Source organism: Curvibacter sp. EU05-FHT14A10 (assembly GCF_058791075.1).
The window spans coordinates 106,534-128,684 of the sequence record NZ_JBYTDE010000006.1; the positions used below are offsets into that span (position 1 = coordinate 106,534).

The 22,151-nt window shown below is 61.1% G+C and carries 17 protein-coding genes and 1 pseudogene; 12 read left to right on the plus strand and 6 right to left on the minus strand.

Features of this window, described 5'->3' with window-relative positions:
* Positions 1–16: 16 nt before the first annotated feature.
* Entirely contained in the window at positions 17–820 is an 804-nt protein-coding gene (locus AC3WUT_RS13230; protein WP_492347532.1) for an SDR family NAD(P)-dependent oxidoreductase, read from the minus strand.
* Between the two features lie 195 nt (positions 821–1,015).
* On the opposite strand from AC3WUT_RS13230, the gene AC3WUT_RS13235 reads away from it, so the two are divergent.
* Positions 1,016–1,639: a TetR/AcrR family transcriptional regulator gene (locus AC3WUT_RS13235; RefSeq protein ID WP_492347533.1), complete on the plus strand. Its 624-nt coding sequence runs from the start codon at positions 1,016–1,018 to the stop codon at positions 1,637–1,639.
* A 42-nt stretch (positions 1,640–1,681) separates the two neighbouring features.
* Here AC3WUT_RS13235 and AC3WUT_RS13240 read toward each other — a convergent pair whose 3' ends face one another.
* Positions 1,682–2,587, minus strand: a complete 906-nt coding sequence (locus AC3WUT_RS13240) for a LysR family transcriptional regulator (protein ID WP_492347534.1) — start codon at positions 2,585–2,587, stop codon at positions 1,682–1,684.
* 15 nt (positions 2,588–2,602) lie between these two features.
* Here AC3WUT_RS13240 and AC3WUT_RS13245 point away from each other — a divergent pair, with 15 nt between their 5' ends.
* On the plus strand, positions 2,603–2,845 hold the full coding sequence (locus AC3WUT_RS13245) for a hypothetical protein (RefSeq protein WP_492347535.1): 243 nt from the start codon (positions 2,603–2,605) through the stop codon (positions 2,843–2,845).
* A 37-nt stretch (positions 2,846–2,882) separates the two neighbouring features.
* Here the strand turns inward: AC3WUT_RS13245 and AC3WUT_RS13250 are convergent, their stop codons facing one another.
* Positions 2,883–3,572, minus strand: coding sequence for a GntR family transcriptional regulator (locus AC3WUT_RS13250; protein ID WP_492347536.1), 690 nt, complete (start codon positions 3,570–3,572; stop codon positions 2,883–2,885).
* Between the two features lie 164 nt (positions 3,573–3,736).
* Here AC3WUT_RS13250 and AC3WUT_RS13255 point away from each other — a divergent pair, with 164 nt between their 5' ends.
* The 6 genes and pseudogenes from AC3WUT_RS13255 (at position 3,737) to AC3WUT_RS13280 (ending at position 11,745) form a co-directional block, all read left to right on the plus strand.
* On the plus strand, positions 3,737–4,621 hold the full coding sequence (locus AC3WUT_RS13255; protein ID WP_492347537.1) for an NAD(P)-dependent oxidoreductase: 885 nt from the start codon (positions 3,737–3,739) through the stop codon (positions 4,619–4,621).
* A gap of 36 nt (positions 4,622–4,657) precedes the next feature.
* A complete protein-coding gene (locus AC3WUT_RS13260; protein WP_492347538.1) occupies positions 4,658–5,299 on the plus strand; it encodes a 4-carboxy-4-hydroxy-2-oxoadipate aldolase/oxaloacetate decarboxylase in 642 nt (213 codons plus the stop codon).
* A gap of 31 nt (positions 5,300–5,330) precedes the next feature.
* Complete coding sequence (locus tag AC3WUT_RS13265; protein WP_492347539.1) at positions 5,331–6,311, plus strand: Bug family tripartite tricarboxylate transporter substrate binding protein; 981 nt, start codon at positions 5,331–5,333, stop codon at positions 6,309–6,311.
* Between the two features lie 33 nt (positions 6,312–6,344).
* The gene (locus tag AC3WUT_RS13270; protein WP_492347540.1) at positions 6,345–7,292 is read left to right on the plus strand and encodes a tripartite tricarboxylate transporter substrate-binding protein; all 948 of its coding nucleotides are present in this window, start codon (positions 6,345–6,347) and stop codon (positions 7,290–7,292) included.
* Between the two features lie 94 nt (positions 7,293–7,386).
* Positions 7,387–8,157, plus strand: a complete 771-nt coding sequence (locus AC3WUT_RS13275; RefSeq protein ID WP_492347541.1) for an amidohydrolase family protein — start codon at positions 7,387–7,389, stop codon at positions 8,155–8,157.
* 142 nt (positions 8,158–8,299) lie between these two features.
* Positions 8,300–11,745: pseudogene (locus AC3WUT_RS13280) on the plus strand (pyruvate carboxylase).
* Positions 11,746–11,858: 113 nt separating this feature from the next.
* Here AC3WUT_RS13280 and AC3WUT_RS13285 read toward each other — a convergent pair.
* From AC3WUT_RS13285 to AC3WUT_RS13295, 3 genes are read right to left on the minus strand one after another with little or no spacing between them, the layout of a single operon-like run.
* Entirely contained in the window at positions 11,859–13,082 is a 1,224-nt protein-coding gene (locus tag AC3WUT_RS13285; RefSeq protein WP_492347542.1) for a M24 family metallopeptidase, read from the minus strand.
* Positions 13,083–13,093: 11 nt separating this feature from the next.
* Positions 13,094–14,089, minus strand: a complete 996-nt coding sequence (locus AC3WUT_RS13290; protein ID WP_492347543.1) for a Bug family tripartite tricarboxylate transporter substrate binding protein — start codon at positions 14,087–14,089, stop codon at positions 13,094–13,096.
* An 18-nt stretch (positions 14,090–14,107) separates the two neighbouring features.
* A complete protein-coding gene (locus AC3WUT_RS13295) occupies positions 14,108–15,298 on the minus strand; it encodes a M24 family metallopeptidase (protein WP_492347544.1) in 1,191 nt (396 codons plus the stop codon).
* 145 nt (positions 15,299–15,443) lie between these two features.
* On the opposite strand from AC3WUT_RS13295, the gene AC3WUT_RS13300 reads away from it, so the two are divergent.
* The 4 genes from AC3WUT_RS13300 to AC3WUT_RS13315 all read left to right on the plus strand — a co-directional run bounded on the left by AC3WUT_RS13300 (position 15,444) and on the right by AC3WUT_RS13315 (position 22,107).
* On the plus strand, positions 15,444–16,094 hold the full coding sequence (locus tag AC3WUT_RS13300; protein ID WP_492347545.1) for a TetR/AcrR family transcriptional regulator: 651 nt from the start codon (positions 15,444–15,446) through the stop codon (positions 16,092–16,094).
* A 208-nt stretch (positions 16,095–16,302) separates the two neighbouring features.
* Positions 16,303–16,998 (plus strand): SDR family oxidoreductase, encoded by a 696-nt coding sequence (locus AC3WUT_RS13305; protein ID WP_492347806.1) that lies wholly within the window; start codon positions 16,303–16,305, stop codon positions 16,996–16,998.
* 406 nt (positions 16,999–17,404) lie between these two features.
* Positions 17,405–21,076, plus strand: coding sequence for an MHYT domain-containing protein (locus AC3WUT_RS13310; protein ID WP_492347546.1), 3,672 nt, complete (start codon positions 17,405–17,407; stop codon positions 21,074–21,076).
* On the plus strand, positions 21,073–22,107 hold the full coding sequence (locus AC3WUT_RS13315) for an HD domain-containing phosphohydrolase (protein WP_492347547.1): 1,035 nt from the start codon (positions 21,073–21,075) through the stop codon (positions 22,105–22,107). The genes AC3WUT_RS13310 and AC3WUT_RS13315 overlap by 4 nt, the downstream gene beginning before the upstream one ends.
* Positions 22,108–22,151 lie beyond the last annotated feature (44 nt).

Sequence of the window (22,151 nt, forward strand, 5' to 3'; positions counted from 1 at the left end):
GCCAAGGCTGGCGTGCTCAGGCCTGGGGCTGGTAGCGGTCGGCCGCGCGGGCCTGCCGGATGTCGGACAGCAGCCCTTGACGGGCGCCTTCCAGCGCGGTCCAGCGTTCGGCCACATGCAGCGGCGGGATGGTGATCAGCTCGCGGCGGTCGTAGCCGATCAGGGCGGCGGTCACCAGCTCGTCCACCTCCATGACCTCGGGCAGGGTGTTGACGTCGATGCCGGAGCGCTGCCAGATCTCGGTGCGCGTGGCGGCCGGCAGCACGGCTTGCACATACACCCCCTTGGGCGACAGCTCCAGGTGCAGGCCTTGCGACAGGAACTGCACAAAGGCCTTGGTGGCGCCATAGAGCGTCATGCCGAACTCGGGGGCCAGGCCCACCACCGAGCCGATGTTCACGATGGCGCCGGTGCCAGCCTGCGCCAGGCGCGGGGCGATGGCGGCGGCCAGCCGGGTCAGGGCGGTGGTGTTGAGGGTGATCAGGCGCTCGATGTCTGGTGCGGTTTGCTGCAGAAAGTGGCCCGTCTGGGCCATGCCCGCGTTGTTGATCAGGATGCCGATGCGGCTGTCGTCGCGCAGGCGGGATTCGACCGCAGCGAGATCGCTCTGCTGGGTGAGGTCGGCCTGGATCACGTCCACCGCCACCTGGTGCGCCGCGCTGAGCTTGGCCGCCAGCGCATCGAGCCGGGCTTTGTCACGGGCGACCAGAATCAGCGGGTGCCCACGCTGGGCAAAGCGTTCGGCGTAAACCGCGCCGATGCCGCTGGAGGCACCGGTGACGAGGACGGTGGGCAGTGTGGTGGAGAGTGCGTTGCTCATGTTCGAAGGCTCCTGGCAAAGAAGGCCGGGGGTTCACGAATCCCGGCGGGGTTGGGTTGGCAGTCATGGTTCAGTGCCTGTTTTGGCGCTGCCATGCGTCAATGATGACGGTCGTCATCTAAAAAGTCAATATTTTGATGATGTTCGACATCAATATAGAATTGCCGCCATGCAGTACCTCAAGGCAGGCCCACGATGAAAGTCTCCAAAGCACAGGCGCAGGCGAATCGGGCGCGGGTGGTTGAAACCGCGTCTCAGCTGTTTCGTGAGCGCGGTTATGACGGTGTGGGGGTGGCCGATCTGATGGCCGCGGCGGGGTTGACCCACGGCGGCTTCTACAAGCAGTTCGCCTCCAAGGCCGAGCTGATTGCCGAATCGACGGCTTGTGGCATCGCGCGCACCGTGGCCTTGACCGAGGGCGGTGTGGATCCCGCGGACTTCGTCCGCTCCTACGTGTCACGTGAGCATCGCGACGGCCGAGGCGCCGGCTGCACCATGGCCGCCTTGGGGGGTGATGCGGCACGTCAGCCTGACGCCGTCCGGGCCGCCTTTGCAAGCGGGATAGAAAGCCTAGTGGCGGCGTTGAACGGCGGCCATGGCGCCACGGCAGAAGCCCACGACGACGCGGTCGCCCCCACACCAGCGTCACGGGCCAAGACCTTGAACCTGCTCTCGCAAGCGGTGGGCGCCCTCATCATGTCGCGCGCCTGTCCGGACGATTCAGCGCTGGCCGAAGAAATCCTGAGCGCCAGCCGAGACGCGCTGCTGGCATCGCTGGCCGCCACACCGCTGGCTAAGGCGCCGCACCCTTCGGCCTGACGGCCGGCCCGGCATCGGTGGCTGCGCCGGCAGGTTTGCGGCTCAGCTCACTTGCAGCAGCGGCGCCACCAAGCGCGGATCGCGCAGCTTTTCAACCCACCATTGCAGAGCGGGCCCGGCCCGGCTCGAATGCCAGCCCACAAACAGCTGGTTGGGCTCGCGTGGGTCTTGCGTGCTCAGTGCGACCAGCGTGCCTTGTTCAAAGTGGGGCCGTACCTTTTCAAGGGGCAGCCAACCCACGCCCAAGCCCGCCACCTGGGCCGCGATCTTGGCGCGCATGCTGGGCAGGGCGAGCCGATCCTGGCTGGCTTGCACGCCGTAGCTGCGGGCGATGGCCAGGCGGGAGGTATCTGCCACCACCACGTGTCGATGGGCGCCAATGGCCTCTGTGGAGAGGGGCTGTTGTTCGTCAGCCAGGGGGTGCCGTGGCGAGACCGCGAACACCCACTTCAACTGAGCCAATTCAAACCACTGCAAATGCGCCATCGCCGGGGGCTCGTTGGTGGCGGCCACCACCAGATCGGCTCGGTGGTCCAGCAGTGCTTCCCAGGTGCCGCCCAACACCTCGTGGGTGATGCGCAGGGCCACGCCGCTGTTCAGTGCGTCGAAACCACTCACCAGCGGCAGCAGCGCCTCGATGTTGGCCAGCTCATCGGTCACGATGCGCAGCTCGGACTCCCAGCCCCGCGCCACCTGCTTGACGCGATCGGTGAGGCGACGCGCCTGCGCATGCAATTGCGCACCTTGCTCTACCAGCAGCAGGCCGGCGGGTGTCAGGGCAATTCGGTAGCCGGCCCGGTCAAACAGCAAGGCATCCAGCCGTTCCTCAAGTTGGCGCGCGGCATAGGACACGGTGGACGCCGCCTTGCCGAGTCGGTCAGCGGCACGCGACAGGCTGCCGGTGACTCGCACCGCCTCAAGCAACTGAAGATCTTCCAGGCTCAACATGTTCGAAATTTCCGCATGAGTTCATCGAACTGGTACAGCCTGTCGTCATTCTCTTGGCGAGACAATGGCTCTGCCAATCGCGAAGGGGTGCTAAAGCCCTCTGAAACATCAACGAACCATCTGAAGGAACCCCCCGGGGCGATTCAAGGACGCTTTGACCTCGGCGGCTATGTGGTGGACTACTCAGTTGTTCAACACGAGGGCAGCAGTTACGCGGATTTGTTGGTCATCGGCGCGGACGGACAAATTCGCTACTGACATACCCGGGCCGCATGTGCATCCTCGGAATGTTGCGTCAATTTGGCGTCGTGTTATTCATGGCAACGCTCGAGCTGCCACGGTACTGATCGCGGTGCACCATGAATCGGTGGTAGGACATGCGCAAGTGCAGTCGCATGACTTGTCGAGCCAACTCGCCATCGCCAGCTTCTGCGGCCACCGTCAGATCTTGGTGGTGGTGCAAGCTTTGCTCCAACTCGCTGCGCGTGGACAGATAGAACGATCTCACGATGATCGGCATGTCGATCATTGTCTCCAAAATAGTCTGCAGCCGTGGAGCCGCACAGGCATCCAGCAAAGCTCGGTGAAAGCTTCTGTTTGAATCCTGGATTTGAGCTATGGATTCGTCTCCGTTTGCTGCGATTGCGGCAGCCATCTGCTCATTGCTTGCTTTGAGCTTTGCCACCAACGCGGTACCTCCTCGCTCGGCTGCCAGGCAAGCGGCGTAGGGCTCCAGCAGCATGCGCAGTTGAAAGGTCTCTTCGATGTCCCAGTCGCTCCATTGAGCGACATGAATGCCTTGCCCGGCATCCGCTGTAGCCAGTCCGTCGACAACCAGGCGCTTCAGTGCGGCTCGGACAGGGGTCCTGCTCAACCCAAACTCTCGGGCCAGCGGCTCTTCCTTGAGTTGTGTTCCTGGCTTGTAGTGCCCACCAACCAGTCGTTGGCGTAGCACTTCATATGCCTTGTCTGAGCCTTGTTTCATCGTCGCCTTTTCTTTCGTGAGCGTGTTCGGAGTCCATTTTAGAAGGCCACAGATCAGCGTCGTTTGGCGTCAGAAATGTATAAATAATGTTCTTAAATCGGGATTTATAGGTGTAAACCCTGGCTAATGTGGACTACTTTGTACTTTTTTTGTATTCTTGCGCCATGAATCAGAAACGTACTCGAATTGCCATCATTGGGTTGGGTGAAGTGGGCCGCTGCTATGCCAAGCCTCTGCACGAAGCGGGCTTTGAACTTCTGCTGTGCGAGGCAAGACCCTCAGCCGCTGCTCATGAGCTTTCCACTCAACTGGGTTTGTCCTTGCACCCCGAGATTGGGGAATGGCTGAGTTCCGCTGACTGGGTTCTTTCGTGCGTCACCGGAGCGCAAGCTTTGAATGTCACGTCACAGGTTGTGAAGTTCGCCCGCCCAGCTGCGGGATTGGCAGACCTCACTACCGCAAGTCCAGAGGTCAAGCGCAATGCGGCACACCTGGCCTCACGGCACGGCTTGCGCTATGTCGACACAGCCATCATGGGGGCCATCAGTTTGAATTGGGTGCGCACGCCACTGTTGACAGCAGGCCATGGCGCAGTAGAGCTCAAGGCCTTGCTAGAGGCTGCCGGGGCGCGCGTGCAAGTCATCCAAGACGGCCGTGCCGGCGATGCGATCTCTCTCAAGATTTTGCGCAGCGTCTTCACCAAGGGGATGGAGGCTTTGAGTGTGGAGTTGCTGACCGGCGCCGAGAAGCAGGGGGTGCGCGAGCAACTGTATGCACAGCTCAGCGACATCGATCAAACCCCCTTGCGAAGTTTCATAGACATGCTGGTTCGTACACATGTCATTCATGCCAAGCGCCGCGCCCATGAGGTTCACGACGCCAACAACGAGTTGAACGCACAGGGCCTGACGTCCCTTGTTCTTCCTGGGGTGGAGCAGCGATTCCTGGATACCGCCCAAAAGCTCGAGGCCCATCCTTTGGAGATACCTGATCCCAATATCGACCAGGCACTTCAATGGCTCTTGACACACAACAAAGCTCAAGCCTGAACCCCATTCACCTACTTACCGACATCAAGGACAGACATGATTTCCAAAGACAAGCTCACCCAACTGCGTGACCTGGGCACCGCCACCATTTACGAAGCACAAGGAGCCAAAGGGGCTCTCGATTACGGTATGAAGCCCATCGATCCGACCGTGCGCATGGCAGGCCCCGCGCTGACCGTCGATGTGCGTCCCGCAGACAACCTGATGCTGCATTACGCGGTCCTTCAGGCCAAGCCCGGTGATGTGTTGGTGGTCGACGCCAAAGGCTTCATGGAGGCTGGTCCATGGGGCGACGTCCTGACTTTGCAGGCCATCAAGCTGGGTATTGCCGGATTGGTCATCAACGGTTGTGTACGTGATGCCAATCTCATCATCGACTTGGGCTTCCCCGTTTTCTGCCGCGGGCTCTCCATCAAGGGCACTGGCAAGAATCAGCCTGGCAAGGTGAATGTCCCGATCAGCATCGGTGATGTCGTGATCCGCCCGGGCGACATCATCGTCGGTGACCGTGACGGCTTGGTCGTGGTGGCCCAAGATGAAGTCGACTCTGCCATTGCCAGCAGCCTTGCCCGAGAAGAGAAGGAGGTCAAGCAACGAGAGGCCATCGAAGCTGGGGCATCCAACACTCTGGAGTTACTCAATTTGGGCGAAACCCTCAAGCGATTTGGCATCGTCTGATAGGCACACCAAATACAACACGGAGACAAATATGCTCAATCTCTCGAAAGTCGCAGTGGCGTTCGGCCTCTCGCTTCTCGCGGCACTACATGTCACGCATGCGGCGGAGCCGAGCTATCCCAATAAGCCGATCAGGATGGTCGTGGCGTTCCCACCCGGTGGCTCCGCTGATATCAATGCACGCTCTGTAGCTCAGCAACTTGGGAAAGAGTTGGGCGGGACGGTCATCATTGAGAACAAGGGGGGGGCCGGCGGGAACATTGGTGCGATTGAGGTCAAGAAGTCTGCGCCAGATGGCTACACGGTGTTCTATGCGACGTCGGCAGTGGTGCTGGCCCCGTCGTTGTATGCCAATCCCGGATTCGACCCCTACACGGATTTCGTTCCAATTTCTCTGACCGCAACCATCCCCCTGGTCCTGGTCGTGAACAACGCTGTTCCAGCGAAGACGCTCGCGGAGTTCATCACTTGGGGCAAAGGCCGCGAGGGACGAGCAAATTACGGGTCATCCGGAACTGGGGCTCTGCTTCACTTGGCAGGCGCCTTGTTCCTCAAAGAAGTGGGCGTCAGCGCAACACACATTTCATACAAGGGCAGCGCACCAGCGATCACGGATTTGATCGGTGGTGCGACTGACTTCATGTTCTTGCCTGTCAATGAGGTAACGCCTCACATCAAGAGTGGAGCGCTTCGTCCGCTGGCTGTGACCAGCGAGAAACGTTCGTTGCTGCTACCCGAGGTACCAACAATGCGTGAAGCCTCTGGCAAAAGCTCCATGGAGATGGGCGCTTGGCAAGGGTTGATGGTGCCGAAGGGGACCCCGGCAGACGTGGTCGGCAAGCTGCAAAACGCACTGCAAAAGTCGTTGGCTGACCCTGGCCTCCGTGCCCGCCTGACCGAGAAAGGGTCTGTGATCCTGGGCGGCACCCAGAAGCAATACGTTGACTACATGAAATCCGAAGGTACCCGTTGGGCAACAGTGGTTCGCGAGACCGGTGCCAAGGTTGAGTGAGCTCAGTTCAGACAACCCGACAAGGAGACAAGCATGAAAAAAATAATGATCGCACTATTCGCCGGACTGGCGATTGGAACCAATGCCTGGGCACAAGAGTTCAAGAGCCCCATCAAGATCGTGGTGCCGTTCGCCCCGGGCGGTGCAACTGACGTGGTGGCTCGTTTGTTGGTTCCCGGATTGTCAAAGCAATTGGGGCAACCTGTTCTGGTGGAGAACAAGCCGGGGGCAAGTGGTCAACTGGGCACGGCTTACGTCAAAACTGCACCCGCGGATGGAACTACGTTTTTGCTGGCACTGGATCATTCTGTGGTGGTGGTGCCACTCATGACGCCGTCTGCTAACTACGACGCCCGCAAGGACTTTGTTGCAGTAGGGCAGGTGGCCCGATTCCAGTGGACCTTTGCAGTGCCTCTCAGCAGCCAAGCCAAGACCTTGAATGAATTCGTTGAGCTGGTCAGAAGGGATTCAACTCAAGGCAACTATGGTGTTCCTCTGCAAGGTGGTGTGCCCGACATCATTGGCTCTGCCCTATCCAAAAGGGCCAACATCAAGATGGCCTCCGCCGCGTTCGGCGGCTCTGCAGCTCTGATGCCGCAACTGATCGGAGGACATCTCGCCGCCGGGGTCACGGGCGAACCCGAAGGCCTGCAAATGCTCAAGGGCGGAAAAGTTCGCATCCTTGCCATCTCTGGCGGCAAGCGCTCGGCATTCATGCCTCAGGTACCGACTTTCGAGGAGCAAGGCTTCCCTGGAGTGAGTGTCAACAGCTTCAACGCTTTCTTCGCTCCGAAAGGCTTGCCTAAGCCTTTGGCGGAAAAGTTCAACGCTGCGTTGCGTGCAACATTGGCGGACAAAGACGTCCAGATCAAGGTGGCGGATATGTCGCTAGAAATCGCTCCAGCTGATCTGGATGAGTCAGCCAAGGAAGTGGCTGCGTCCTATGAGTTTTGGCATCGCGCCGGAGTAGTTCCCAAGTAACTGAAACGAGCAGGCCATGTCTCATTCTGTTCCCTATTCAGCTGGCACCGACAGGCCTGCATTCACACCCCCAGAGAATGCATGTGACTGCCACATGCACTTGTTCGACAACCGGTTCCCGTTTATCTCGCCCGATGCACTAACCCATCCGGACGCCACCGTCGAGGACTATCGGAAGCTTCAGGCACGACTCGGATTGCAGCGATGCGTGTTGGTCCAGCCTTCTAGCTATGGTCTTGATCACCGTGTGCTTTTCAGTGGTTTGGACCAAATGGGGCAAGCTGCGCGCGGGGTTGCGGTTGTTGACGCGACTTTCAAAGCTGAGACCCTAGCTGAAATGAGTGCACGAGGTGTGGTTGGCACCAGGTTCAACCTTGTTCAAAAAGGCGCGACGCACGACGAAATGCTGGAGTCAGTAGCGCAGCAGATCAAGGATTTTGGTTGGCATATTCAGTTGCACATGAGCGCTGACGTCTTCTTGGGATTGGTGGATCGCCTTGCCGCGTTGCCTGTTCCTATCGTGATAGACCACTTGGCCAGGATCAACACGGCGCCGTTTATTTCCCAAGACGTTGAGAAACAGCTTTTGAGATTATTGGATCGAGGCCAAGCCTGGATCAAGCTTTCAGGCGCTTACATCGCATCCAACGATCACCCTCTGTACCGTGATTTGGATGCGTTTGTGCAGCGCCTACTCAAGACTCATCCAGAGCGTGCGGTGTGGGGATCAGACTGGCCTCATGTGACCGAGTCAGATAAGCCCAACGACGCAGCCCTGTTCGACCTGATGGCGCGTTGGGCACCGGAAGAAGGTCTCAGACGCCGGATATTGGTGGACAACCTGACATCCCTGTACAAATTTTGAGGCTCATGGCGTTGGAAGATGCCACTTTGTTCCCGATACAACCCGGGCATTTGCCTTAGGCGAATTCCAGTCAGAGCTTTTGGTGGCGCCGCAAAACGCTGGTGCCATTGCGACGGTTTTTAAACTCTGAGTGTTTTCTTTCATGAAACAACGAACCCTCCGGTCCATCCTGATTGCCAACCGAGGAGAGATCGCCATTCGCGTCATGCGCGCCGCCACAGAGATGGGTATGCGCACGGTCGCGATCTACTCCCATGAAGATCGATTTGCTTTGCATCGCTTCAAGGCCGACGAGGCTTATCTGGTTGGTGAGGGGCAAAAGCCGATTGCCGCGTATCTCGACATTGCTGAGGTGATCCGCGCAGCCAAACTAGCGGGTGTGGACGCTATCCATCCGGGCTATGGTTTTCTCTCCGAAAACCCCGACTTTGCTGACGCATGCGAGGCCGCTGGCATCGCCTTCATTGGCCCCAAGGGCGATGTGATGCGAACTCTGGGTAACAAGGTGGCAGCGCGCAACTTGGCACAGTCGGTAGGCGTACCGGTGATGCCAGCCACGCCGCCACTTCCCTTCGATGCCGTTGAGGCATGCGCAATGGCGGCCCAAATCGGCTACCCCGTCATGCTCAAAGCCAGTTGGGGTGGGGGCGGTCGCGGCATGCGCATCATCCAGGGCGAGGCTGAATTGCTCACCCAGATGCCGGTGGCTCGGAGCGAGGCAAAGACCGCGTTTGGCAATGACGAGATTTACCTGGAGAAACTGGTCCAGCGGGCTCGCCACGTTGAAGTGCAGATCCTTGGTGACCGCCACGGCAACCTGGTTCATCTGTATGAGCGCGATTGCTCGGTACAGCGCCGCAACCAGAAAGTTGTTGAGCGTGCGCCGGCACCTTACTTGAGCGAATCGACCCGCCACGCTCTGTGCCAGGCGGCTCTCAAGCTGGCCCAAGCCGTCAACTACACCCATGCGGGCACGGTTGAGTTCCTGATGGGTGCCGACACCGGGGCCTTCTACTTCATTGAGGTCAACCCTCGCATTCAGGTGGAGCACACCGTTACCGAGCAGGTCACAGGGATCGACTTGGTCAAGGCTCAGATTGCGGTGACTCAAGGTGCAAAGGTTGGGGTCGACGGTGGGTTCGTGCCTATCCAGGACGACATTCGCTGCAATGGTCATGCTCTGCAATGTCGTGTGACGACTGAAGACCCAGAGAAGAACTTCACACCTGACTATGGTCGCCTCTCGACCTACCGATCCAGTGGCGGATTTGGCCTTCGCCTGGACAGTGGCACTGCGTATTCGGGAGCGGTGATCACTTCGTTCTACGATAGCTTGTTGGTCAAGGTCACATCCTGGGGCAGCAACGCCGACGATGCCATCTCGCGCATGGATCGGGCACTGCGTGAGTTCCGCATTCGGGGTGTGGCTACCAATCTGGCCTTCCTGGAAAACGTCATCGCTCATCCATTGTTCAAGAGCGGCGAGTGCACCACACGCTTCATTGACCAGACACCTGAACTGCTCAAGTTCAAACCACGTCGAGACCGAGCCACCAAGCTGCTCAAATACCTGGGCGAGGTGAGTGTCAACGGCCATCCAGAAATGAAAGGCCGCACTCTACCGACATTGCCCGTATCGATGCCGGTGAAGCCGGTCTGCGATCTGACCGCTATGCCCGCTGAGGGCACTCGTCAGCTGCTGAAGAGCCTGGGGCCCGATACCTTCAGTCAATGGGTACTGGCCCAGCAGCGCGTGCTCTTGACCGACACAACGATGCGTGATGCCCACCAGTCTCTGTTGGCAACTCGGATGCGCAACAAAGACATGGTGGACATTGCCCCGCATTACGCCCGGTTGATGCCCGACCTGTTCTCGTTGGAATGCTGGGGTGGCGCCACCTTTGACGTGGCACTGCGCTTCCTCAACGAAGACCCCTGGGATCGGCTGGCCCAATTGCGTCAAGCAGTGCCCAATGTATTGCTGCAGATGCTCCTGCGTGCCTCCAACGCGGTCGGTTACACCAACTACCCCGACAACGTGGTGCGCTTCTTTGTGCAGCAGGCGGCCAAGGGGGGGGGCGACGTGTTCCGTGTCTTCGACTCGCTCAACTCGGTGGACAACATGCGAGTGGCGATGGAGGCGGTGCGGGAGACAGGGGCCTTGTGTGAGGCGGCCATCTGCTACACAGGAGATCTCTTTGATGAGAAGCGCGCGAAGTACAACTTGGCGTACTACGTCCATTTGGCCAAGGAGCTCAAGGCAGCCGGTGCTCACATATTGGCCATCAAAGACATGGCCGGCGTCTGTCGCCCACGTGCGGCAAGCGCGCTGGTACGTGCCCTGAAGGAGGAGGTGGGGCTGCCCATCCACTTCCATACCCATGACACCAGCGGGCTGTCCGGTGCCAGTGTTCTGGCTGCGATTGAGGCGGGGTGCGACATCGTCGATGGCGCCATGGACGCCATGAGCGGCCCAACCTGGGCAGTATCGTCGCGGCCCTGGAGGGGCATCCCCGCGACCCGGGCGTTAGCCAAAAGTCCCTGAGAGGACTGTCTCATTACTGGGAGGGGGTAAGGCGCTACTACCTGCCCTTCGAGAGCGACATCCGCAGCGGCACCTCCGACGTTTATCGCCATGAGATGCCTGGTGGTCAGTACACCAACCTGCGCGAGCAGGCGCGATCCATGGGCATCGAGCACCGCTGGCCAGAGATCGCCGAGGCCTATGCCCAAGTCAACCAGCTGTTTGGCGACATCGTGAAGGTCACCCCGACCTCCAAGGTGGTGGGCGACATGGCCTTGTTCATGGTGGCCAGCGAACTCTCGCCCAAGGACATCCTACATCCGGACAAAGAAATCGCATTCCCCGAATCAGTTGTGCAGCTCATGCGCGGTGAGCTGGGCTTCCCGGCTGATGGCTTCCCTGCTGCCTTGCAGCGCAAGGTGCTCAAGGGAGCCGCCCCTCTGGTGGGGCGCCCGGGTGAGCACTTGCCTACGGTGGACCTCGAGGCTGAGCGCGAGAAAGCCCGCAAGCTGGTCGGCCATGCAGTCGATGATCAGCAACTGGCCTCCTATCTCATGTACCCCAAGGTTTACCAGGGCTACGCGAAACACCGAAGCCAGTATGGCGATGTGAGCCGCATTCCGACCCCGGCCTACTTCTATGGCTTGCAGGACCACGAGGAGATTGCCGTCACCATCGACCGGGGCAAGACCCTGCAAGTGTGCGTCGAGGGCAGGGCGCCGGCAGATGACCAGGGGCAGTGCCGCCTGTTCTTTGAACTCAATGGTCAGCCGCGTCTGGTGCGAATCGCCAAGGCCGGTGCATTGGCCAGTGCTAAGGCCTTGCCAGAAGCTGAGGAGGGCAATCCCCATCACGTAGCTGCGCCAATGCCCGGCTCGGTGGCACGCATCGCCGTCAAGCCAGGTCAAAAGGTGTTGAAGGGGGATGTGCTGGCCAGCATCGAGGCCATGAAGATGGAGAGCCTGCTCACGGCCGAGCGCGATGGTACTGTGGCCTCGGTTCACGTGAAGGTCGGAGACACGGTGTCTGCCAAGGCGTTGCTGATGGAGCTCAGCAGCGTTTGAGCTTGTGCGCCATAGACATGAGGCTTGTCACATGAACCAGCAGAAAATTAGACCCCTGTTTTTGCTTCTAGCGAACCTGATGTCTGGGGTTGTTGACTTTTTCGGAGTGCATTTCATTGGGTAGTCAGGCCCAGCGCACGCTTTGTCAGAAAGCTTCTCAAGCCATGGCAAAGAGTTTTCTTGCGCAACACCAGTGCTTCAATGGCGATAGGCGCTTGAGTCAGGCATCTGTAGCCGTGTTCGGTTACGAGAACGGTATCTGAGTGCCTGTAACCGCCGACGCCCGTTGTGTAAATCCCAGGCTCGACTGAGATCAACATGTTCTTTTTGAGCACGTGCGGGCTCCCCACTGCAATCCATGGCGGTTCATGATTTCCCAGCCCGAAGCCGTGCCCACAACGATGGAGTCGTGTGCGCCAGTCACCAAAGCCCTCGGCTTTCAAGAACACGTTGACCGAAGCGTCGATTTCCTGGCAAGGCACGCCGGGCTGGATCATCTGGAACGCAAGTTCCCGAGCACGTGTCATGATCGCAAACACCTCTCGCTCCTCGGCAGTTGGCCCGGTAGTGAAAAAGGTGCGTTCGCATTCCGCAGCGTACCCATTGACTCGAGTCAGCACCATCGCCACATGGGGCCCCGCACCCAGACAGTCATCCATGCGCGGAATGGAGTGAGGTTCAGCACTCAGCGGTGCTGGCCATGCGGCTGCAATCGCCTTGGTTGCAAGTGCATCCCAGTCTGGGACCTCTCTGATGATCTTTCGCATCAAGGCCTGGGTGGGCGCGTATGTTTCCGCCACGGAGCCGCCGTTCCAAGCGGCACGCATGACCTGCAGAACACCCCAATCGGCATAGCGTGCAGCCCGCTCAATCTGCTCAATCTCCCACTCCGACTTCACCATTCGAATGTCAGCAAGAAGGTCTGATGGGTGACCTCCTGCTTTGCGCAGTACCTCACCGATCATGAATGGCGTGCCGTCATCGAACGAGAACGAACCTGAGAACAGCTGGCCCTCCAACAGTCGCTCCGACCATCCCTCACCTGGCGGCGCCGGATACTCCCTGTAGAAATGGATGTCTTCGCGAGTCAGGCCCCAGGCTTTGTGCATGTGATCCACTTCGAGCATGGGCACCAGCATTGCGCGCGATCCATTCGCGCCAACGATGAGAAAAAACGGTCTCTCTAATGGGTCGAACGTTGCTCCTGTGAGGTAAAAAATGTTTTCTGAACCGGTGACGACGTGGTGCTCGAATCCGGCTATGCGAATGGCGTCGACAAGGGTCCTGTGGCGGCGGCTGTATTCAGCCTGCTCGCGGGCATCAAATTGGCGCTCCATGGTCGGGTCCCTTACTGCGCAATGCCCAGGCGCTCAATGATCGGCCCCCAGGCGGCAGAGTCACGCTTGGTCATGATGAGAACGTCTGCGGGCTTGGATTTGACGGCTGTCAGCATCTGACCACTCAAACGGTCCTTCATTTCGGCACTGTCGAGCGCTTTGTTGACCTCTGCGTTCAGCCGGTCGATGGCCTCTGATGGAGCCCCTGCCCGAGCTACCAAGGAATACCATCCTGGCACATCCATCTCGATGCCCAGTTCCTTGAATGTGGGGACGTCAGGCAACTGTGGAAGGCGCTTTTCGCCCGTCACAGCGAGGGCAACCAGCTTGCCGGCTTTGACCTGGGGGACCAGCCCCACCGGAACAGTGGTGATGACGGGCGTGTCACCGGCCATCACGCTGGTCAATGCATTGGGTCCGCCTGCGCCACTGATCGGAACATGCTGCAGTTGGATGCCCGTACGAGACTTCAGCAACTCTGTGGCAAGGTGGGTTGAGTTGCCGATACCCGCAGAGGCATAGCTCAATCGACTCGGCTCGGCCTTGGCCATTTTGATCAGGTCAGCCAGGGTCTTGACTCCGAGGCTTGAGTTGACCGCAGTGATGAACGGTGTGTTAGCGATGACGGCGACACCGGCGAAGTCGCGTGCCGGTTGATAGGGCAGCGCCTTGTAAAGATGCGGGTTCCAAGACAAATTGGACACGCCTGCTAGAAACAGGGTGTATCCATCAGCTGGTTGCGAGAGCACGTAGTTGGCCGCCAGCGACCCATTTGCCCCGGGACGGTTCTCGATCATGACCGGTTGCCCCATGTTTTTTGAGAGCACGTCGCCAAGCGTTCTGGCCAGCGTATCGGGTCCCGATCCCGAGGGTTGAGGGACCACGATCCTGATGGGCTTGTTCGGAAATCCCTGGGCATACCCGGTTACCGAAGACAAAAGCGTTGATGCGCAGAACCCGAGCAGGGCGATTCGACGAGACAGCATGTTGATGCCTTTGTGTTGCATGATGAAGGGGCCCTCGCTTTAGCCAACGATGGCGTATTCGAGTGATTTAGGCGTGTTCGTGAGCACGCGAGGCGTGGCGCCGACGACGACCGTGTCATCCAAGCGGAAGCCCCCGACGCCGTACACGTACAGACCGGGTTCTGCTGAATAGACCTCGTTGTCTAACAAAGGACGTTGGCTGAACGCCATGTCTTCGGGGTATTCGTGGTGCACGATCCCGATCGCGTGACCAGTGCGATGGCGAATGCAGGCGGCGTATCCAGCCCGCTCGATGACCGCCTGGGCGGCTGCATCGATACAACACACGGGGTTACCCGTGACGGCTGCGTCAATGGCGGCCGCAGTGGCGTCACTTGCGGCCTTCCAGAGTGCCTTCTTTTGTTCATCCGGAGCACCACAAAACCAAGTGCGCTCGTTTTCGATCGTCAGGCCGTTCAAGCGAGGGATCACGATGTTGACCAGGATGTCACCTTCATGGATGCGGGCACCGCATGACGCTCCATCGCCGTGCGGTGACGCAGACGCTGGTCCGCTCAGGGTCCAGCAGCGCACCACTTCAAACTGCTCGCCAGGAAAGCGTTCAGCGGCCTCCTGCACCAACAGACTTGCCATGGCACAGTCAAGCTCCTGCACCAGACGCCCCGGCCTGATGTTTTCTCGGTAGCGGTCCTGGATCCAGTCAGACAAGCCAGCGATGGCTTGCATCACCGCCAGCTCTTCGGCATGCTTTTGCCAACGCAGGCTGCGGCACTCCAGCGTTGCAACGCGGATGTGCAACTCGGGCAGCAAGCGCTGGGTCGCGGCCAACACTCCGCTTGCGCCATCCGTTGCAATGCGTGCGCGGTGAAGGCCGGCCTGCTTCAGCCGGTCCGCCAAAACTTCCGGGAGCTGGGAGATCAGCGGTAGCCGGTTTTGCACCATGGGGTGCTCGGCGTAGAACGTCACGTCGGTGACCCACACCTTTTCCGCCTCCTTAGAGAAGCGCATGTGGTGAGTCGACAGCTCGTTCATGATCAAGAAGCCATCGCCGTGCCGGGGAATGACGGCAAAGATCGGGCGCTCCCACGGCTGGACGTCTGTGTGGAAATTGGTCGCGTATTGAAAGAAGTCTGCTGTGGTGAACATCAGCGCATCCACAGCCAGTTCGTCCATGAGTCGAAGCATCTTCTCGCGTCGGTGGCGCCACACGGCTTGGGTCAATTGAGGCATTTGGATTCCATTGATCGAGGGGTTTCGGATGCCTGGTACGGCTTCCAGGTTGCCATTATACAAACCGACCAGACGGTTTGTAAATGTGTGAGGAAAATTCCATGTCAGCGCTGGGAACGCCTGAGACAAAGATGACAATCGACTGATGGACAGGAACCTCACGGAATCAGCGGAATTGAAGGCCAAGCAGAGCAAGCCCCCTCGACGCAGTCACGCGGAGCGCAGTGGAGAGACCCGCCAAAAGCTGTGCGAGTCGGCTTTGCAGCTCCTGTCGGAAGTGGGTTATGAGCGTGTCACGACAGCTTCAATCGCACAGCACGCCCAGGTCTCGAAGGGCGCGCAAACCCATCATTTCCCAACCAAGGTCGACATCTTGGCCGCTGCGTTCGAATACTTGCTCGACGGCTGGAGAGAGCGTCGGATGCAGTTGATGAGCCAAAACGACGGTACTCCCACGCTGGAGGACACTGTGCGCTACCTGTGGCAGGAAGTCTTCAACCGACCCGATTACATTGCTGCCATCGAGCTCATGCTTGCTGCCCGGCACGATGGTCCTTTGCGCACCAAGCTTCAAGAATTGCTGGCCAACTGGACTGTGGCACGCGATGACATGTTTCGCCGCGTTGCAGGGCTGGACGGAGATCTGGACAAGGCTTCCACGTTTTTGAGACTCAACTTTTGTGTGCTGCGTGGAATGGCGCTTTACGAGGGATTGAACGAAACATCTGATCTCAATGAGCCTGTGCTCGAACTCTGGATCTCGATGGCAAGGCAACACTTGACAGCACAGGGGTGAGCAAGGAGCAAACCTATGCCTATCAGCAGGCCGTCCTGAAGTCCAGACGTGGATCGTGATGTCAAAACCCTGTGGTGCAGAGGGGAAATGCATGCATCGGAAGGCAAGCTGAGAGCTGTTTACGACTTTAGCGTCGTGAGCGGTTGGCGCTATGCTGCTGCAGCCCGCATGAACATTGACTCAGTGTTTACGACTTTAATTTGCAGGAATAGCCGCGGCGGCCATCGCCTTCGCCCGTGAGGGCGCTCGCGTGGCCATCACCGGCCGTGACGTCGAAAGCCTCGACCGTGTGAAAGCCGAGTTGGGGCCCGACGCGCTGGCCTGGGTCAGCGATGCCGGTGAGGTGTCGGCGCAGGCGGCGCTGGTGGCCCGCCTGCAATCGCAGATGGGTGTGATCGATGGCGTGTTCATCAACGCCGGCGTGGCCCAATTCGGGCCGTTCGCGCAAATCGACGAGTCTTTGTGGGACCGCAGTTTCGACACCAATGTCAAAGGCCCGTATTTCCTGATCCAGGGCCTGGCCCCCTTGATGACGCGAGGCGGGTCCATTGTTCTGAACGGCTCAATCAATGCCCACATCGGCATGCCGAATTCCAGTGTCTACGCGGCCAGCAAGGCTGCGCTGGTGTCATTGGCCAAAACCCTGTCAGCCGAGCTGCTGCCGCAAGGGGTGCGGGTCAACGTGGTGAGCCCGGGCCCGGTGACGACACCGCTGTATGGCAAGCTGGGCCTGGCGGCGGACCAGTTGCAGGCCATGGCCACCAGCATCCAGACGCAGATTCCGCTGGGTCGCTTCGGCCGCCCGGAAGAGATTGCGGCCACCGTGCTGCACCTGGTGTCGCAGGAGTCGGCCTTCATCGTGGGCACCGAGATCATTGCAGATGGCGGCATGAGCCAGCTTTGAGATGGGTGTTTTGCAGGGATCAACATGGCAGCGGAGACACGGGGCAGGCGGGCCCCGGTCTTGAGCCAGGGCCTGGATCCCCTATGCGGCCGTGTTCAAGGCACCGTCGTGGCCGCCCTGGCCCTCACGATGCCGAGGCATCGTGATGCCGAAACCTGCGTCAAGGATGTGCTGGCTGCCGCCAGGCAGCTCAGCCTGGTCATGGTTGGCCTGCCCGCACGCGGTCGTCAACCCAGTTGCGCGGGCCTGATCGTCTCAAGGAGGGCCAGCGGTCAGCGTCATGGGCTGCGCCAAGGCTTGGGTCAGCCTTGATCTTGAATGCCCCATCCCGTGGCAGTGCCCTTGAATCTCTCAAGCTTTCGTCAATTTGCCAAAATGACATTTTTGGATTCGTCACGGACCTGCTTTGCTCTCGTCTTTCTTCTATTTCGGCCCTGCCGACGCGGGTCTTCTGCAAGGGCAGCATGAGCCCTGGCTGGTGCTGTTGTCGGTGCTGGTGGCCATGCTGTCGTCGGCCATGGCCTTGCAACTGGCGGGTATTGCGCGGCGCAGCAGCCAGTTGGGGCTGGCGCGCATCGCCCTGGGCACGGGGGCGCTGTCCTTGGGCGCCGGGGTGTGGGCCATGCACTTCATCGGCATGCTGGCTTTTCAGCTGTGCACCACGGTGCGTTACTCGCCGGCCATCACCATTGGTTCGATGCTGCCCAGCCTGGGGGCCTCTTATGTGGCGCTTTGGGTGCTGTCGCGGCGGCAGGTGCGGCGTGGGCAACTGGTGTTGGGCGGGGCGCTGGTGGGGGCCGGCATCGGCCTCATGCACTACGGCGGCATGGCCGCACTCCAGATGGCCCCGGTGCTGCGCTACGACCCGCTCTGGTTTGCTGCCTCGCTGGGGGTGGCCGTGGGGCTGGCGGTACTGGCCTTGTGGATCCGCTTCGAGTTGGCACGGCGCCGCCGGCTGACGGCTGGGCAGGCCATCGCGCTGGGGGGCGGGGTCATGGGGCTGGCGATTTCGGGCATGCATTACTCCGCCATGGCGGCCGCCCGCTTTGTGGGGCAGGACGAGCCCGGCTTTGTGGCGGATCTGGGCAGAAGCAGCAGCCTGGCGCTGACCATCGCCCTGATCACCCTGCTCATTTGCGCGATGACGGCGGCTGTCAATGCGGCGTTGCGCTATCGCCAGGTGTACCGGCACCTGGCCCGCAGCCAGGCCCGGCTGCAGGCCATTCTGAACACGGCCGCCGATGGGGTGATCAGCATGAACCCGCAAGGGGTGATCCTGACGCTCAACCCGGCGGCTGAGCAGCTCTTTGGCGCGCCGGCCGCCCAATTGACGGGGCTTTCGATCAACGTGTTGCTGCCCGAACTGCGTGGCGCTGGTGATCACCCGGAGGGGCCGGCGCACCCAGGCCTGGTGCCAGGGGTGCGTGAGTTGACCGCGCAGCGCATGGATGGTCGTCTGTTGCCCATCCGGCTGGCCCTGGGCCAGGCCCCCGATGCCGATGAATCGCTGTGGGTGGCCTTTGTGACCGACCTCACCGAGCGCCAGCGCATCGAAAACGCCCTGGCCGAGAGCGAGCACCAGCACCGCAGCCTCATTGCCAACATTCCTGGGGTCACTTTCCGCTGTGTCTACCAGCGTGAGCGGGGCTGGGGTGAGTTGGTGTTCATCAGCGATGCCGCAGAGCCACTCACCGGGTGGCCGGTGGTGGCTTTCATGGCCGGCGAGGTGCAGCTGGAGGCACTGATCCACCCCGCCGATCGTGAGCGGGTGCAGCGCCTGCGCCAGCAAGCGCTGGCGGAGACGGGTGCTAGCGCCCTGGAGTACCGCCTGCTGAGCCGTGGCGGCGTTGAGCACTGGGTGTCTGAAACCTCGGCCGCCGTGCGCGACGCGCAGCGCCGGCAGCGTTGGGTGGACGGTATCCTGATGGACATCACCGAGGCCAAGCTGCGCAACGCCGACTTCGAGAGTGTGGTGCAGGCCATCAACCGGGCGCTGGTGGTGATTGAGTTCGACCTGGAGGGCCGCATCCTCAATGCCAGCGACAAGTTTTTTCACCTTGTGGGCTATTCACCGCACGAACTGATCGGGCAACACCACCGTCTGCTGTGTCTGCCCGAAGAGGTGGCTGGGCCGGCCTACGCCGAACATTGGCAGGCGCTGCGGCGCGGCGAGTTCCGCGGCGGCGAATACCGCCGCCTGGGCAAGCACCACAAGGACATCTGGATCCATGCCACCTACAGTCCCATTTTGGATGCCGACGGGGCGCCGCGGCGCATCATCAAGTTCGTCAACGACCTGAGCGAGCGCCACGCCATGGAGCTGGACCTGCGCCTGGCCAAGGACAAGGCTGAGCAGGCGGCCGCCAGCAAGAGCACCTTCCTGGCCAACATGAGCCACGAGATCCGCACCCCCATGAACGCGATCATCGGCTTCACCGAGGTGGTGCTGGAAAGCCAGCTCAGCGAGGCACAGCGCCAACACCTCAACATCATCAACCGGTCCGCCCGATCTCTGCTGAGCCTGCTCAACGATATCCTCGACACGGCCAAGATGGAGCATGGCTCGGTGGTGCTGGAGCCGCGGGACTTTTCGCTGCGCGAACTCTGCCGCGATCTGCTGGCCACCCTGCGCCTGGGAGCGTCCGCCAAAGGCCTGGGCCTGACCCTGGACTACCCTGATGAACTGCCCGAGTTCTTTGTGGGCGATGCGCTGCGGCTGCAGCAGGTGCTGCTGAACCTGCTGGGCAATGCCATCAAGTTCACCGAGCAGGGGCAGGTGGGCCTGGTGATTGGCTACTCAGGCCAGAGCCTGCGCGTGCAGGTCATTGACACCGGCATCGGCATCCCCGCTAACCGCCTGGAGCGAATTTTCGATCCTTTCTCCCAGGCCGATGCGTCGATGACGCGGCGTTTCGGCGGCACTGGCCTGGGCACCACCATCGCCCGCCAGCTGGTGCAGCTGATGGGCGGTGACATCAGCGTCAGCAGCACCCTGGGGCAGGGCAGCACCTTCACGGTGCAGGTGCCGCTCCCGTTGGGCAAGGCGCCTGCCCCAACGAATGACGCAGGCGGAGGGCTGAGCCTGCCGCCATTGCGCATCCTGGTGGCCGACGATGTGCCGCAGAACCTGGAGCTGCTCACACTGCGCTTGGGCCGATTGGGGCATCAGTTGGCCACCGCCTCGGACGGTGAGCAGGCGCTGGCCCTGGCGCAGAGCCAGTCTTTTGACGTGATCCTCATGGATGTGCAAATGCCCCTGCTGGACGGCCTGGCCGCCACCCGGCGCCTGCGGCAATGGGAGCGTCAGAACGCCCGCTCCCCGGTGCCGGTGGTGGCCCTCACGGCCAGTGTGCTGGAGGAAGACCGCCGAGCCACCCAGGACGCTGGCATGAATGGTTTTGCCGTGAAGCCGGTCGAACTGCCGCGTCTGCTGGCTGAGATCGCGCGTGTCACGGGTCTGGCCATCAACTCCCAGGCCGCTGCGGCGGTGCCGGCCTCGGGTCCGCAGGCTGCAGACGGCCAGGCCGAGGGCGTGGACTGGGCCCGCGGCGCAGAACTCTGGGGCGATGTGCGGACCCTGCAGACCCGCATCCGCCAGTTTCTGACCGAGGCCCTCAGAGGGCTGCCACCGGGGGTGCCACCGGGCGATGAACTGGTCCAGCGGGCCACAGCGCATCGCCTGCAGGGCGCCGCGGCCAATCTGGCCCTGCCCCGCGTGCAGGCCCTGGCCGCCGAATTGGAGCAAGGCGCCCTGGCCCGGCCCCAGGCGCAGTGGGCCGCTCTGCGCGCCGAGATGCAGGCGCTGCTGGACCGTTTGCCCGAGGCGCCTGCGGCGCCAGCCGTGGTGGAGCCAACGGCTGCCATCTTGCTGCCCGAAGACCTGCGCACACTGCAGCAACATCTACAGCGAGGCGAGCTGGCCGAAGAGGCCCTGCAGCGTGTATGCACGGCCTTGGGGGCCGAGCATCGCGAAGCCTTGCAAAACGCGATCGATTGTTTTGACTTCGACAGTGCCTTGCGCCAGGTTGAGGCTCTGTTGCAGCAATGGCTCACCCCCGCCCCTGGAACCCCGACATGACCACCGCCACAACCCCAGCCAAGCCTTTGCCCGACCGCCGTCCCTGCCTGCTGCTGGTGGACGACGAGCCGACCAACCTGCAGGTGCTCAAGCAGATTCTGCAGGCCGACTACCGCCTGCTGTTTGCGCGTGATGGCGAGAAGGCCCTGCAATTGGCCCAGCAGGAGCAGCCCCAGTTGATCCTGCTCGATGTGATGATGCCCGGCCTGAGCGGGCTGGAGGTCTGCCGCCAGCTCAAGGCCCAGCCCGGTACCGCCGCCATTCCGGTGATCTTTGTCACCGCGCTGGCCGACGAAAGCCACGAGGCCGAGGGCTTCGAGGCCGGGGCGGTCGACTACGTGACCAAACCGGTCAGCCCGCCCATCGTGCGGGCCCGGGTGCGCACCCACCTGTCGCTGGTGCGGGTGGAAGACCTCAAGCAGAGCCGGCTCGAAATCGTGCAGCGCCTGGGCCGTGCGGCCGAGTACAAGGACAACGAGACGGGCCGCCACGTGATCCGCATGAGCCACTATGCCCGCCTCATGGCCCTGGCCCTGGGCTTCTCACCCGACCACGCGGATGAGTTGCTGCACGCAGCGGCCATGCACGATGTGGGCAAGATCGGCATCCCCGATGCGGTGCTGTTGAAGAACGGACCGTTGGACGCCGAGCAATGGCAAATCATGCGCCGCCACCCTGAGATGGGGGCCGCCATCATCGGCGAACACGCCTCCACGCTGCTGCAGATGGCCCGCCGTGTGGCCCTGACCCACCACGAGAAGTGGGACGGCAGCGGCTACCCGCAAGGCCTTCAGGGCGAGGCCATCGCCCTGGAGGGCCGCATTGTGGCGATTGCCGACGTGTTTGATGCCCTGACCAACGAGCGCCCCTACAAGGCGGCCTGGCCGATCGAGCAGGCCATCGAGCTGCTGCAAAAAGAGTCGGGCCGGCATTTTGACCCTGCGCTGGTGCAGCTGTTCATCGACCTGCTGCCAGAGATCCTGAAGGTGAAGGCGCAGTGGCCTGAGCAGGACGCGGTGGCGCTTGGGTAAAGTTGCTGGTAAGTACGGCGCGGCCCGCCTAGGCTGAACAGGGT